This window comes from Candidatus Symbiothrix dinenymphae (assembly GCF_001431085.1).
This window is the reverse complement of sequence record NZ_BBRU01000113.1, coordinates 1-14095: the sequence shown is the minus strand read 5'-3', so window position 1 is coordinate 14095 and position 14095 is coordinate 1. Positions and strand designations below refer to the sequence as shown.

Genomic DNA, 14095 nt, shown 5'->3' with positions numbered 1-14095 from the left:
TGCAACTCTCTCTCTAATTTTTCTTCGCGCTTCGTTTTCATAAATTGCTATTATTTAATTGTTTATAAGGCGCAAAGGTAGTGCTTTTTGATGAGTTTTGCAAATCCGTTTGCACACCCTACCCGTATGGGGTATTGATACTTTCAAAAAAATTTTGTACCTTTGTAATGACGCATATATGAAATATGCAGCTATACCACATCAACAATCCGATTGTTGATAATTCCCGGATACTACAAGCTATTCGCGGGCATAGCCGTCAGGTTAAGGGCGAAAAGCGCAGGGCATGACGGCTATACTTGCGATGTGTGTGTGCTTACAACTCTACCCGTGCGCCTTGTGCATCCGCTTGCAATTCAATGACTTGTGCATCTAATGCTGCTAATTTTTCACGGATGTCTGCCGCGTTTTCCTTGGGGCTTAGCACCAAAATAGTGGGACCTGCACCGCTCAAAACGCAGGCATACGCGCCACATTCGTGCGAAATTTTTCGAACTTCTTCCAATTCCGGCACGAGGGCATCGCGGTATTTTTCGTGAAAGCGGTCTTCTTCCATCAGTTTGCCCGCCAATTTGAGGTTGCCGGTTATCAGGCTTGCCACCATCACATTGGAAATCGCGGATGCCGTGACCGCCTCCGGAAAATCAATCGTCTTGGGCAATACCCCGCGCGAAACGGCTGTCGGCAGGCTGTAATTCGGGACAAAGGCAATGTAGGCACAATCCGGAGCCGCCATCGGCGCATAGTCGAGTTTGCCGTTTTGGAAGCACCCAACCACTAATCCACCCAGAATGGCGGGTGCCACATTGTCGGGATGTCCCTCCATTTTGGATGCGAAATTCAGCATCTCGTGCTTGCTCAATTCCAGATGCGCCAGCTCGTTGGCAAGCAAAATCCCCCCAACGATGGCGGTGGAACTACTGCCCAAACCGCGTGTCAGCGGCACGTTAGACTTCATCACAATCCTGCGAGGCGGCAAATTAGGCGCAAGTGAAAGGGCGGTTTTAACAATTAAATTCGTTTCATCTTTCGGAATGCCCGCACCAAAATCCGAGGCAATCACCCACTTCTCAGTGCGCTCCAACACATCCAATTCAAGGTACAAATTGAGCGCAACCCCAATACTGTCAAACCCACAGCCCAAATTCGCCGATGTAGCCGGCACAATTATTTTCATATTTCTTATTATTTTAAAAATTCATCCAACGCGCCCTTCAACTCTCCTTTTTCAACAATCCCCGTATGGAGCACCCGCTTATTTTTCAACTCCTTGATGTTTTTGGGAATTTCACAACCCGTTTTGTCATAGAGAGCCGCCGCATAATCCGCCGCATTTTCATTGTATATGGCGTGATAGACATCTTGCGGAAATTTATAGGGCGATGCGGTTGACAAAATGACGGTTTTATTGTCAGAACGATGCTTTTCATACACCGAAAATGCCACGGCTGTGTGCGTGTCGATGAGATAGTGATGTTGCGTGTATGCTGTTTTGATGGCGTTTTTCGTTTCTTCTTCCGTTGCGAAATCCGCGACGAATGTTTCTTGAATTTTTTCTAATTGCTGCCGACCGATTTTGAACGCACCTCTTTCTGATAAATCGCGCATCAGCCGTGCAATCGCCGCCGCATTGCCGTCATAGACATCGAAAAGCAACCGTTCGAGGTTGCTGGACACGAGGATGTCCATTGAGGGCGAAATTGTTTTGTGAAATTCGCGCTTGATGCTGTATTCACCCGTTTGGATGAAATCGGTCAGCACATGATTTTTGTTGGAGGCGCAAACCAATTGAGCAATCGGCAAGCCCATCTTCTTGGCATAATAGCCCGCCAAAATATCGCCAAAATTGCCTGTAGGCACAATAAAATTGACTTTTTTATTCGCTTTTGCCACAGCAAAATAACTCGAAAAATAATACACAATTTGCGGCATCAGTCGCCCCCAGTTGATGGAATTAGCGGACGAAAACAGGACATTTGGCTTGGATTTCAGATAATCGCCGTCGTTTAATACCTTTTTTACGGCAGTTTGTGCATCATCAAAATTGCCTTTAATCGCAAAGACAGCCACATTATCGCCCTCCTGCGTCACCATTTGCAACTTTTGAGTATCCGACACGCCATCTTGCGGGTAAAAAACGGCTATGCGGGTCTGCGGCACATTCGCAAAACCCTCCAGCGCAGCCTTCCCCGTATCGCCGGAGGTGGCAACCAAAATCACAATCTCAGCACCCTCATTCCGATTTCTCAGAGCCTGAGTGAGCAGTCGCGGCAAAATTTGCAACGCCACATCCTTGAAAGCAGACGTCTTCCCGTGCCACAATTCCAAAAAACTCAATTGGTCGGATATGTTAGTCAGCACCGACGGATTGAACTCGCTATACGTCTGTCGCACAATGTTTTGAACATCATTTTTTTCAAAATCAGTCAAAAATTGGTTGAAAATAGCACTCGCCATCTCAATATAAGTCTCGCTACCGGAAAAATCTATTCGGGGAAAATCCACCGGCACAAAAAGCCCGCCATCATCAGCCAACCCCTTTATCAGCACCTCGCTGCTGCAATATTTGCGCCGAGCACCATCTCTCGTTGAAATATAATCCATCATTTTAAAAATTACAGCCGCAAAGATACGAAATAGTTATGAGTTATGAGTTATTTTTTTAGCCAGAATACCGCTGAATGTTAATGCGGTTGCAAAAAAAACTCACAACTCATAACTCATAACTCATAACTATTTCGTATCTTTGCGCCCGAATTGGAGTTAAAACTGCTAAAAATGGAGGCAATGATGATAAAATTGAATGTGTGCCGACAAGCGCAACTGCTTGTGGCTCTGCTGTTTGTGATGATTGGAATAGTGTCTTGTGAGGATGTGAACCCCGCTTTGGCAAGCGCGGAAAAAACGCAGGATGCGCAAGATACGCAGGAAGTAACGTTTACGGTGGACTTTCCCGACAACGGTTTTGCGCCCGAAACACGTGCCATGCAGACCTATTCGGATGCTACCCCGCTGGAAAACAGGGTGTCATCTATCTGTGTGATGCTTTTTGACACCGAAAACCGCTATATGGATACACTGATGGTGCCCGGAAGCAGCATCACCAGTCAGGGATATTCCGGCGAGCGCAAAACATTTTCCATCAAATTAGTGAAAGGCACCTACGGAACAATTGCGTTTTGGGCAAATGTGGACAATATATTGCCGACTATTCGCGCTTTCATGGCGTCGACTTACAATAAATCGTTGATACAGAGCTATATGTTTAATCAAACGACCTCCGGCAAAGTGAGTTTCAATGACATCCCGATGTATGGGGAGCTGACCAACGTTACCGTCACGGCGGCGGCCAGTTCGGGCAAAACCGTAACCTTGTATAGGTCGGTTGCCAAAATCAGCGTCACGGTTGCCAACACGCCCAACAATCAGCTATTTAAATTAGAAAAAATATACGTTTACAACACCTACAGCAAGGGCAGGGTGGCACCATACAACATCAACGCAGCGGCTGCATCCATCAACAGCGGCTGGCAACGCACAAACACATTAGTGCCATTGGAATACAAGGCCGGCATCGCGGACGACGCCACCGAGTTTCTCCTCTTCGAGGCAAATAATGTGGCTGATGCGGACGGCAACCTCCTCAAGGATGCCCAGCGCACATGTTTGGTGCTGAAAGGTTGGTTTACCGATACGATAGAGCACAAGCCCGAGGTGCGGTTGTTTGAAACCTTCTATCGCATTGATTTTAAGGACAGACAAGGAGACAACATCGACATCGTGCGCAACCACAAATACAAGGTCAACACCAGATATGTGGGCTGGAAAGGCGCAAACTCGCTTTTTGATGCTTTCAACGGGATTGACGACCGTGTGCAATATGGTGAAAGCACCGAAACCAGAGCAGCCTCTGCCGCAGGTGCTTCGGGCAGAGACAAATCAATCCACGTTACGATTGAATATTAACGCAAACAAAAACTACAAGGGCTGTCATTGCGGGCTTGACCCGCAATCCCCTGAAAAGGAGCCGGATGTTAGGCAACAGAGCAATGTAAACAAGGGATTGCGGGTCAAGCCCGCAATGACAGACCTCTTAATCACCCTCCATGACAATTCTTATACTTCTTCCCACTCCCGCAGGGGCAAGGGTCGTTGCGCCCGACGGTCTTCTCTGCCCTAAAAGGCTGGGGCTTTTGCGGCTCGCGGGTGTCGCGATTTGCCACATTGCTTTGCAGGCGGCGACCGTCGGCTAACTCGTCTTTCTGCGTTTGGTAGCGCGAGAAGTCGGTTTTTTGTTCGGGGGCGGCTTGGCGCATTTCCGGCTCGCGCATAGGGAGTTGCCCGCGCATGAGGACGGCTACCGTTTTGCGGTTCATACTGTCCACCATCGCCTTGAAGAGGTTGAACGATTCGAGTTTGTAAATCAGCAACGGGTCTTTGTTTTCGTAACTTGCGTTTTGTACCGAGTGGCGCAGTTCGTCCATCTCGCGGAGGTGCTCTTTCCACGATTCGTCGATGCTGTGTAGCAAAATCGCCTTTTCAAACGCTTTCACCACCTCTTTACACTCCGAGTCGTTGGCTGCCTTGAGGTTGCAACTGATATTGTACATTTTCGCGCCGTCGGTGATGGGCACGATGATGTTTTCGTAGCGGTCGCCCTGCTGTTGATAGACCCGTTTGATGTTGGGCGTTGCAAGTTGAATCATGCGGTCGTTTTTGCGCTTGAAACTTTCCATCGCCGCGGCGAAAATACGCTCTGTGAGTTCGTCTGCCCGCATTTTTTGCAATTCTGCCTCGCTCACCGGCGATTCGATTGCCAGGGTCTTGGATATTTCAAATTTCAATCCTTCGTAGTCGCCAAAACCGGCAAAATTGTCGGCAATCGCCACGGAGGTGTCGTAAATCATATTCAGCACGTCCAACCCGATGCGTTCGCCCACCAAAGCGTGCTTGCGGCGCGTGTAGATGACCTCACGCTGCGAATTCATCACGTCGTCGTATTCCAAGAGGCGTTTGCGAATACCAAAATTGTTTTCTTCCACCTTCTTCTGGGCACGTTCCACGGCTTGGTTGAGGAATTTGTGTTCCAGCACCTCACCCTCCTTAAAGCCCATCCTGTCCATCATTCCCGCGATGCGTTCGCTGGCAAAGAGGCGCATCAGGTTGTCTTCGAGCGATACGAAGAACACGGACGAACCCGGGTCGCCCTGACGACCGGCACGACCGCGCAACTGCCTGTCCACGCGCCGCGAATCGTGACGCTCCGTCCCGATAATCGCCAAACCGCCCGCAACCTTCACTTCGGGCGAGAGTTTAATATCCGTACCACGACCCGCCATATTGGTCGCAATCGTAACCGTGCCCGTCTGACCGGCTTGTGCCACAATATCCGCCTCCTTTTGGTGCAATTTGGCATTCAACACATTGTGCGGAATTTTGCGCATATTCAACATACGGCTCAAAAGTTCAGAAATTTCCACCGACGTGGTGCCCACCAGCACGGGGCGACCCGCCGTTTTCAGCGCGATAATTTCTTCAATCACCGCCGCATATTTTTCGCGTGCCGTCTTGTAAACGCGGTCGTTCATATCGGTGCGCGAAATCGGACGGTTGGTCGGAATCACCACCACATCCAATTTGTAGATGTCCCAGAGTTCGCCCGCCTCCGTTTCCGCCGTACCGGTCATCCCCGCGAGTTTGTGGTACATACGGAAATAATTTTGCAGCGTGATGGTCGCAAATGTCTGTGTAGCAGCCTCTACTGTTACACGCTCCTTCGCCTCAATCGCCTGATGCAGCCCGTCGGAATAGCGGCGACCCTCCATCACGCGCCCCGTTTGCTCGTCCACAATCATCACTTTGTTGTCAATCACCACATATTCATCGTCCTTTTCAAAGAGGCAATACGCCTTCAAAAGTTGGTTCACGGTGTGCACGCGCTCCGATTTCACGGCGTAATTCTGCATCAGTTCGTCCTTCTGCGCCTGTTTTTCCTTGTCGTCGAGGGAGGCGTTCTCAATTTCGGCGATTTTGATGCCTATGTCGGGCAGCACGAAAAAGTCGGAGTCGTTGGAATGCCCCGCCAGCAGTTCGTGACCCTTGTCGGTCAGTTCGATAGAGTTGTGTTGCTCATCAATTGTGAAATAAAGTTCGTCCGTGATGATGCCCATATCCTTGTTTTGCTGCTGCATATAAAACTCTTCCGTTTTCAGCATCCGTGCCTTCACGCCCGGCTCGCTCAGGAATTTGATGAGTGCCTTGTTTTTCGGCATCCCCTTATAGGAGCGGAAAAGCAGTTTAAGACCTTCCTCCTGCTGCTTCTCGTCGCTATGTTCAAGCAGTTTGCGTGCCTCGGCGAGCAGATTGTTGGTGAATTTGCGTTGCACGTCCACGATATGCTCGATGCGGGTGCGGTATTCCTCAAACAGTTGGTCTTCGCCCTTGGGCACGGGTCCCGAAATAATCAACGGCGTGCGCGCATCGTCAATCAAGACCGAATCCACCTCATCCACAATCGCGTAATTGTGCTTGCGCTGCACGAGGTCGGCGGGGCTAATCGCCATATTATCACGCAGATAGTCGAAGCCAAACTCGTTGTTGGTGCCAAACGTGATGTCGGCTTCGTAGGCTTTGCGCCGCTCGTTGGAGTTCGGGCGATGCTTGTCGATGCAGTCCACAGACAGCCCGTGGAACATATACAGCGGACCCATCCACTCCGAGTCGCGCTTCGAGAGGTAGTCATTGACCGTCACCACGTGCACCCCGTTGCGCGTCATCGCGTTGAGAAACACCGGCAACGTCGCCACCAGCGTTTTCCCTTCACCGGTCGCCATTTCGGCGATTTTTCCCTTGTGTAGCACCACCCCGCCGAACAACTGTACATTATAATGTATCATATCCCACGTGATTTCGTTGCCGCCCGCCATCCAATGGTTTTTGAAAACGGCGGTGTCGCCGTCGATGGTAACAAAATCCTGTGTAGTAGCCAATTGGCGGTCAAAATCGGTTGCTGTCACGCGGATTTCTTCGCTCTGCGCAAACCGCCGCGCCGTGTCTTTCACAATCGAAAACACCTCCGGCAGGATTTCCTCCAGCGTTTTTTCGTGCGTTTCCGTCACATCTTTTTCGATTTTGTCGATTTCCGCCCACACCCGCTCACGGTCTTCGAGTTCGAGACTGTCGATAGAAGCCCTCAGTTCGGCAATTCGTGCCGTTTCTGTTGCCACGCGCGACTGAACGTCAGCCATCAGTTGCTGCGTGCGACCGCGCAAATCATCGTTCGACAATTTTTCGATATTGGGATACGCCGCAAGCACTCGTTGCACATACGGGTCAATCTCCTTGAGGTCGCGCTGGGACTTATTCCCAAACACTTTTGATAAAATGCTATTAATACTCATTTTCTGAATTATGAATTATTTTTTTCTCTGCTTAGAAACGGCAAAAGTACAAAAATTATTGTGAGTTGCCAAAAATCATTTTTTGACAGCAAATTCAAAAAAAAAGATGTACCTTTGCCCCCGTTTCCTGCCAGAGAAACATATTAGCAACTTTTTAAATTGTTGAAATTTTATAAAAAATGATATATATATGGAAAATCCGATTTTGGGTTTAAAACCTGCTAATGTTTGGAAGCATTTTTATGCTTTGACACAGATTCCGCGTCCTTCGGGACACAAACAACCGGTGGCATCGTTCGTTGAAACGTTCGGCAAGTCGCTGAAGTTAGAAACCTTGCGCGATGCCGAAGACAATATCTGCATTCGCAAGCCCGCTACGAAAGGGTATGAAAATCGCCAACCTGTCATCCTGCAAGCGCATTTGGATATGGTGCCGCAAGCCAATTCCGATGTGAAGTTTGACTTCACGAAGGATGCCATTCAGCCCTACATCGACGGCGAATGGGTGAAAGCGAAAGGGACTACCTTGGGTGCCGACAACGGCATAGGGGCAGCCGCCATCATGGCAGTGCTCGAAGCCACCGACATCGAACACGGACCCATCGAAGGGCTGTTTACAAGCGACGAAGAAACCGGCATGTTCGGCGCAAACGGCATCAAACCGGACTTTCTGAAAGGCAAAATCCTCCTGAATTTGGACACCGAAGACTATGACGAACTGATTATCGGTTGCGCCGGAGGTGTGGACATCACGGCGACATTTACATACTACGAAAAGATGAATGAGCCGAAAGGCGAAAAGATTGCTCTGCGTGTGTCGCTCACAGGCTTGAAAGGCGGTCACAGCGGCGTGGACATCCATTTGGGACGTGCGAATGCCATTCAGTTGATGTTCACCTTTTTAAAAGCTGCAATGACCTGCGATACAGCCTTTTTGTCGTCTGTAAACGCCGGAACGCTCCGCAATGCCATCCCGCGCGAAGCATTTGCAACCCTCGTGGTAGAGGACGAGGAAACGTACGAACTGATTGCAACAATGGTTAAAAACTTCGAGAAAATTTTCAATGAAGACTTTAAAGACATCGAAGATAAAATTTCATTTAAAGTGGAAAAAATTCCTTTCGATAACTTCACTCTGCTGCCTTGGTCGGTTGAAAGAGGATTGATTGGTGCCCTGGTGGGTTGCCCCAACAACGTTATCAACCGTTTTGCATTGATGCCCGAATTGGTGGAAACGTCTATCAACCTGGCGATTGTCAATGTAGGAAATGGTGAGGTTGAGGTGAAATTTTTAGCCCGCAGTGCGTCTGAAAGCAAAAAAGGAGGCATTTGCAATCAAATAGACAGCCTGTTTAGCATGGCACAAGCCGACACTTGCAACTTTTCAGGCTCCTATCCGGGCTGGAGTCCCAATGCCAACTCCCCTGTGTTGAAGACGATGGAAACAATTTTTGAGCAGCAACGTGGCAAAAAACCGCACGTGACGGTGGTGCACGCCGGTTTGGAATGTGGCATCATCATGTCCCACGTCCCCACAATCACCGATGCCGTGTCTTTCGGTCCCACCATCAAATTTCCGCACTCGCCGGACGAAAAAGTGGAAATAGCTACGGTGCAAAAGTTCTGGGATTTTTTGACGGCAGTGTTGAAGCAAGCACCTGTGTAGTTGTGAGTTATGAGGGGCGATGCAGAGCGAGGGTCAAGCCCGCAATGACAGACTTTTCGGGTCATCCCTAATATCTTGAATGTGCCGTGTCCGGCATACCCGAATATTGCTGTCCCGTAGGGTAGGGTGTTCAAACCGTTCTCCATTTTTCCTACGAAGCCAACAGCGTTTTTCTTCTTTTAACCCACATTGCGCACTATCCGGAATAAAGTCGTTGTAAATCAGACTGTTGGAATTTTTCAAAAACCTGTTTGTGTACTACAAATTTTTTCGTTTGGAATGGATATGGGCGATGCCTTAGTTTGTCGTGGAGCAATTTGACTTTGGGACTTGGCTCGGAACATTTTCGCAGGATAATCACCTCATCCTGAACGTTTTGTGCCGTTGTCGTTATTGCCTTTTGAGTGTTCGCTGTCCGCACAATTTCCTTCCATTGCGAATGATAAAGTTTGCGCTCTTCTTCGCTTTGTTCTGCGTTTTGAGGCAGGAGTTTGAGTTGATAACGAATCGTGCTAACTACCTGATAGGCAAGCAATCCCAGGTGTAAATGAGCCAATGAACTTTGGTCTTTTTTGTGATAAATGGGGCGTAAATCCAGATCTGTTTTCAGGCAGCGAAACGTGGATTCTATTTCGCGAATAATGTTGTAGGAATCCCAAAGTATTTTTTCGGTATCTTGAATCGAAGTGCGCAAAAAATAGATGCCACTGTGTTCGTTAATCGCCTCATTATCTTTTATTTGCCACTCTATCGAAGTCACTATTCGCTGCTCTTTTACTCCTTTTGATTGGTTCTTCCTCTTTTTCGTAATCTGCTTAATCTCAACCTGAAACGTTATGTCGTAATGTTTGTGAATGGACGGATATTTTGCCTTCAAGCGACCGATACGTTCGTGCACCTTGACTTCCGTTTTGATGCCGCTTTTCTTTGTGAATGAGGACTTTATGCATTCCAAACCATTCTCAAAACCTTGCTGAAAACGGGCATTCATAGAGCGTTCTTTCTCACCTTTAGCCTCACTTTTTATTCGCAAAAAATAATCATCACTTTTCTCACTTTTAACTGATAACAGCTCTATTTTCTGACCTTTTCGGTCTGCTACGCAAACAATTTCTGAACTTTCTACCGCTTCATAATCTTTTAATTTAGAACGACTTACAGAAATATAGTCGAAGTTATTTTCTTTCAACATCGCCAAATTTTCTTCCGTTGCAATGCCCGCATCCATCACCACGATGGCGCGTTGTTGGGCGATGGTAGTCTTCGCCCGAAGGTCAATAACCACCTGTTTGAGCGTTTGGGGGTCGGCAATATTGCCCTCCAGCAAGGACGAGTGCTTTATAAATCCCTGTGGGTTAATGACTACGGCTAAAACGATGAGTTTACAATCCGAGCGTTTCTCCTTGCTACGACCGTGTTTGGCAATTTTGCTCCCCGCCATTCTGCCCTCAAAATAGGTGTTGGTCAGGTCATAGAGTATGATTTTGTCCTCTATATCAAAGAGTTCGTTGGTCGTTTTGGAAAAATAATGTTCGAGTTCTGTGTGCAAATTGTACAGTTTCTTGGCCATGCGATACAGACAGTCTTTATTGATTTGGGAAACGGGAAAACCCGTCAATTCGCATACCGCTGAATTTTCTCTAATCCATTGTGCCATAGCTAATTCGGAGGCAGGATGCACGGCGCGACTGATAACCTGTGTCTGTGCCAATTGTACCTCTTTTTGAGAAAATCCCTGACTTTTCAAAAACGCTGCAAACTGCAGTCGCTCAAGCGTTTGAAAGCATATTGACTCTGCTCCGACCTCTTTTACATCGCTGTGTTTCAGGCTGTTAGAGTAAATCGTTTCCAGCACTTCTCCATTTTTACCGCGCTTTTTTGCCGGCTTTTCACCCGTATCTATGCGCTTTTCGCCAATCAACCGATTCCACCATTCGTCAGTCAATTGATTGACAACGGCATCTTCAATTTCCTCTTGACGAAACAATTTATTAGTCATATTGTCTTGACGTTCAACGAGTTTGCGCCGTATCAAGTTGAGCCGGTCAATGCTTACATCCTCGCTCAAAAAGCCAATATTGAGCAACGTGCGATGACAAACGCGGTCATCGTTGTTCCGATAACTCTCAACCAAACGCCAGTAAGCATCACTTCTGTTTATCGCCGGGTTATACCGTAATGAAAACTTGAAATACATGCCGCAAAGGTACGACCTAACTTCCTGATACACAATACCCCCCTGTGTACTACAAATGAAAAATTCCCAATTTTTGGGCAAAAATCACCAATTTTCAGCAAAAAACGTCGAAAAATACACGGAATATTCCCAAAATGACCATTTTTTAGCTTGATTTTATGTTGCAGAACATAAAAATTTTTTTTGTGGCAGCTGATTTTGCGCAATGTGGGCTAAATCATCCATCCACTCCAATTGCCTGAAAAAGGCTGCAATATTTGGATTTTTAGGGTGTGGTCTTAGATTATTCGGAGTAATTTCCCCCATCATATAGGGTATTGTCCAGTTTTCCGTGACGACTGTTTCCTTATAAATGGTCAATGTAGCGGGATAAGTCTCGGTCGTCATACCTGTCCACATCGTCTTTTCGGCATAAAGCATCGGTTTTGTAATTTGGGCAAGTCATCACCAATGCCAGCTGCCGAAGTATTCGATGCAAACAATAATCCAATTGCCGCGATTGTAAAAAAGAGGCGTTTCATGACATAACGTTTTTTATGGGTGCAAAGTTAAATCTCTTCCGTGCAATTTCCTTGCACGCAAGCAAAACAAGAAAGATATTATTCTATTTACCTCCATTTTTATAGGAACTTAAATCCGCAAGCCTAAAAAGAAAAACTTTGCAAAAAAATCATGGGCGGGGTAAAAAAAAACAAAAAAATATTTGGTTTGTATAAAATTTTTGCATATCTTTGTACCGTAAAATGATAGATTAGGGACAAGTTTTGTTATGCAAATAAAGATGTGGTTTATATGAAAAAATATCTGTGTTTTTTAATATTTGTTCTGTATTTTTTATACCCTGTAAGCATCCAAGCGCAGGATATACATTTTCGGGACATTCAGGTTGCTCGAACGCAAAAATCAGCAACAATGGCAGTAGATTTACTCTATAAGGAATTGAATGATTTTGACAGGGAGTGTTTCCTAATAGGTACTTTGGACGATGATATGGGGCATTATCAGACATTTACGTCCAATAAGTCTATTGGCGACATTGATGACGATGTGAAATGGATGTTTGAAAAAGATGCCAAATTCATGGCCGATACAATGGCGCGTCAACGTATTACATCATACAGTGACGAATGGGGGAAAGAAGGTACTGTACTGTTGGTTGTAGCCTTATTTAAGAACGATTATCCCGATTTGCGTGCAGTTCGTATATGCTCGCAATGCTGCCCACTGAGGAAACTCTATGGCAGTGAAATCGTCAGTTACAGCAATCCGGATTCGATTTGCAATGGAAAAGCCATAGCCATAAAAACGCCTTTTGAGATAGAATTGTACTCATTGCCTTTGGCAAAAATAATTGCCGGTTATTATAAATTTGATTTCTCAAAATCATCGTTTCCCGTTCTGTCTTCGGGAGGCGATATTGGCTATCGAGGCGTGCTCAACAAAGATAAGATATCAACGCGGGCGCAAAAATTATCGTTTTTGGCAGGCATTTTTATGCGTTACAAATTATCTCTATGGGCCAATGTATATGGCTGTTACAGTATCTTAATGCCCAATTCGCTCAGCACGGCAGCCATGTGTTCTGATATTTTGAAAGATATTGGTTGTGAACATGTTGCGTATGTGGACAGATTTCCGTATGGTCATCAAATCTTCTTTACCTCATCAGATGAGGTAAAGAAATTAGAAAATTTGATAAATAAGGTAAATATGGAGTTGGACAGCAACATGGTTGTTTTCTGATGTGACAATATGACGAAGAATATTATTTTTTCAGTTATCGTATTAACAATGTTGAAAGGGCAAATCGCATTGTCTCAAAATACGGATCATGCAGGAGGAGGGCATTTTACAAAAAGAATTGATTATAACGTGAACCTGAAGGGATTTAAGGATGGTGACAATTCCTACAACCTTGACGGAAAATCAATACTTGACAGGATACTTTTTGAAAATATTAATTCTCCCGTAGAATTTGTATTTGAGGATTCATCCGAAGGGGAAGATGAGGTATTGGCGTTTCGTATTGTCAGGGATTTTTCAACCGATTCATTCCGGTTGGAAATTATGCGAATTCCCGATATTCAAAAGATGTGTAATGCCGTAAATTTTATATCGATGAAGATAAATAAAATAAATCTTCCTTCTGAATTTATCAAAACGGTATCACTGGAAGGCAGAGATATGATTTTAACTCATAACAGAGAAGTTGATCGTATGAGGCTCAATGATGATGTGTATAAACTCTATCGTCCCAAGAGCAAAATATTTAGGATAAAAAACGAGTTTGCAGAGAAACTGCATGATAAAATGGCTGCATTGATTGATAATTTTAAGGCAAAAGGAGTACCCCCAATAATTATGGATGGTTATTCGGTAACATTCCGTACCGTAGTTGAGGATGAGGTGTGGTCATTAAAAATTCATGCACCTCGAGGCAATGCCCGCAGAATGTCCGATTTTTGCAAACAAATTATATTGGATGCCGACGCAAATATACTGGATGAAACGAAATACATTGAATTACTTGAAGAAATGAATTTTGAAAAATAGGTTCTACTGGGATGCGAGCAGAACGACAAGAGGTTTCTTGGCTGTGGAAGTGATACACACAAAATATCTTTCCTCACAAATAACAGTAGAACCTAATTTAAAAAGCGTGCGAAGAAAAAGTTTCAAAAATATTTGGTTTGTATAAAATTTTAGGCTAAATCTTTTTTTCAGGTGCTATTATTTCGCAAACGGTGTTTTATCCCGTAGGGACAAATATACATAGCCTTTTATCCCGTAGGGATTATAGCTCGGTAGAAAAGCCAATCCTCACCTCCACCC

10 protein-coding genes are annotated in these 14095 nt (G+C 45.9%); 4 read left to right on the top strand and 6 right to left on the bottom strand.

The window, feature by feature from the left end; genetic code table 11:
- Positions 1-316: 316 nt before the first annotated feature.
- Together thrB and thrC are read right to left on the bottom strand one after the other, a co-directional pair.
- Positions 317-1177 carry a homoserine kinase gene (gene thrB, locus ASC50_RS01920; RefSeq protein WP_055432823.1) on the bottom strand — a complete coding sequence of 287 codons (861 nt, stop codon included), beginning with the start codon at positions 1175-1177 and terminating at the stop codon, positions 317-319.
- 8 nt (positions 1178-1185) lie between these two features.
- Positions 1186-2607, bottom strand: coding sequence for a threonine synthase (gene thrC / locus ASC50_RS01915; protein WP_226995330.1), 1422 nt, complete (start codon positions 2605-2607; stop codon positions 1186-1188).
- Positions 2608-2787: 180 nt separating this feature from the next.
- Between thrC and ASC50_RS01910 the strand changes: the two genes are divergently transcribed.
- Positions 2788-3966, top strand: a complete 1179-nt coding sequence (locus ASC50_RS01910) for a FimB/Mfa2 family fimbrial subunit (protein ID WP_158648277.1) — start codon at positions 2788-2790, stop codon at positions 3964-3966.
- A gap of 131 nt (positions 3967-4097) precedes the next feature.
- On the opposite strand, the gene secA is transcribed toward ASC50_RS01910, so the two are convergent.
- Positions 4098-7400, bottom strand: a complete 3303-nt coding sequence (secA, locus tag ASC50_RS01905; protein WP_055432820.1) for a preprotein translocase subunit SecA — start codon at positions 7398-7400, stop codon at positions 4098-4100.
- Between the two features lie 190 nt (positions 7401-7590).
- Between secA and ASC50_RS01900 the strand changes: the two genes are divergently transcribed.
- Positions 7591-9066, top strand: a complete 1476-nt coding sequence (locus ASC50_RS01900) for an aminoacyl-histidine dipeptidase (RefSeq protein ID WP_055432819.1) — start codon at positions 7591-7593, stop codon at positions 9064-9066.
- Between the two features lie 196 nt (positions 9067-9262).
- On the opposite strand, the gene ASC50_RS01895 is transcribed toward ASC50_RS01900, so the two are convergent.
- The 3 genes from ASC50_RS01895 to ASC50_RS07055 form a co-directional block, all read right to left on the bottom strand.
- A complete protein-coding gene (locus tag ASC50_RS01895; RefSeq protein ID WP_226995329.1) occupies positions 9263-11296 on the bottom strand; it encodes an IS1634 family transposase in 2034 nt (677 codons plus the stop codon).
- A 123-nt stretch (positions 11297-11419) separates the two neighbouring features.
- Positions 11420-11572, bottom strand: coding sequence for a hypothetical protein (locus ASC50_RS07060; protein ID WP_158648276.1), 153 nt, complete (start codon positions 11570-11572; stop codon positions 11420-11422).
- Positions 11573-11609: 37 nt separating this feature from the next.
- The gene (locus ASC50_RS07055) at positions 11610-11753 is read right to left on the bottom strand and encodes a hypothetical protein (RefSeq protein ID WP_158648275.1); all 144 of its coding nucleotides are present in this window, start codon (positions 11751-11753) and stop codon (positions 11610-11612) included.
- A gap of 422 nt (positions 11754-12175) precedes the next feature.
- Between ASC50_RS07055 and ASC50_RS01885 the strand changes: the two genes are divergently transcribed.
- Positions 12176-13006: a hypothetical protein gene (locus ASC50_RS01885; RefSeq protein WP_158648274.1), complete on the top strand. Its 831-nt coding sequence runs from the start codon at positions 12176-12178 to the stop codon at positions 13004-13006.
- Between the two features lie 9 nt (positions 13007-13015).
- The gene (locus tag ASC50_RS01880) at positions 13016-13816 is read left to right on the top strand and encodes a hypothetical protein (RefSeq protein ID WP_158648273.1); all 801 of its coding nucleotides are present in this window, start codon (positions 13016-13018) and stop codon (positions 13814-13816) included.
- Positions 13817-14095: the final 279 nt, after the last annotated feature.

Excerpts from the sequence above, each read along its gene's own strand:
- thrB (WP_055432823.1), bottom strand. The coding sequence starts at position 1,177 with ATGAAAATAATTGTGCCGGCTACATCGGCGAATTTGGGCTGTGGGTTT.
- thrC (WP_226995330.1), bottom strand. The coding sequence starts at position 2,607 with ATGATGGATTATATTTCAACGAGAGATGGTGCTCGGCGCAAATATTGC.
- ASC50_RS01910 (WP_158648277.1), top strand. The coding sequence starts at position 2,788 with ATGATGATAAAATTGAATGTGTGCCGACAAGCGCAACTGCTTGTGGCT.
- secA (WP_055432820.1), bottom strand. The coding sequence starts at position 7,400 with ATGAGTATTAATAGCATTTTATCAAAAGTGTTTGGGAATAAGTCCCAG.
- ASC50_RS01900 (WP_055432819.1), top strand. The coding sequence starts at position 7,591 with ATGGAAAATCCGATTTTGGGTTTAAAACCTGCTAATGTTTGGAAGCAT.
- ASC50_RS07060 (WP_158648276.1), bottom strand. The coding sequence starts at position 11,572 with ATGATGGGGGAAATTACTCCGAATAATCTAAGACCACACCCTAAAAAT.
- ASC50_RS01885 (WP_158648274.1), top strand. The coding sequence starts at position 12,176 with ATGGCAGTAGATTTACTCTATAAGGAATTGAATGATTTTGACAGGGAG.
- ASC50_RS01880 (WP_158648273.1), top strand. The coding sequence starts at position 13,016 with ATGACGAAGAATATTATTTTTTCAGTTATCGTATTAACAATGTTGAAA.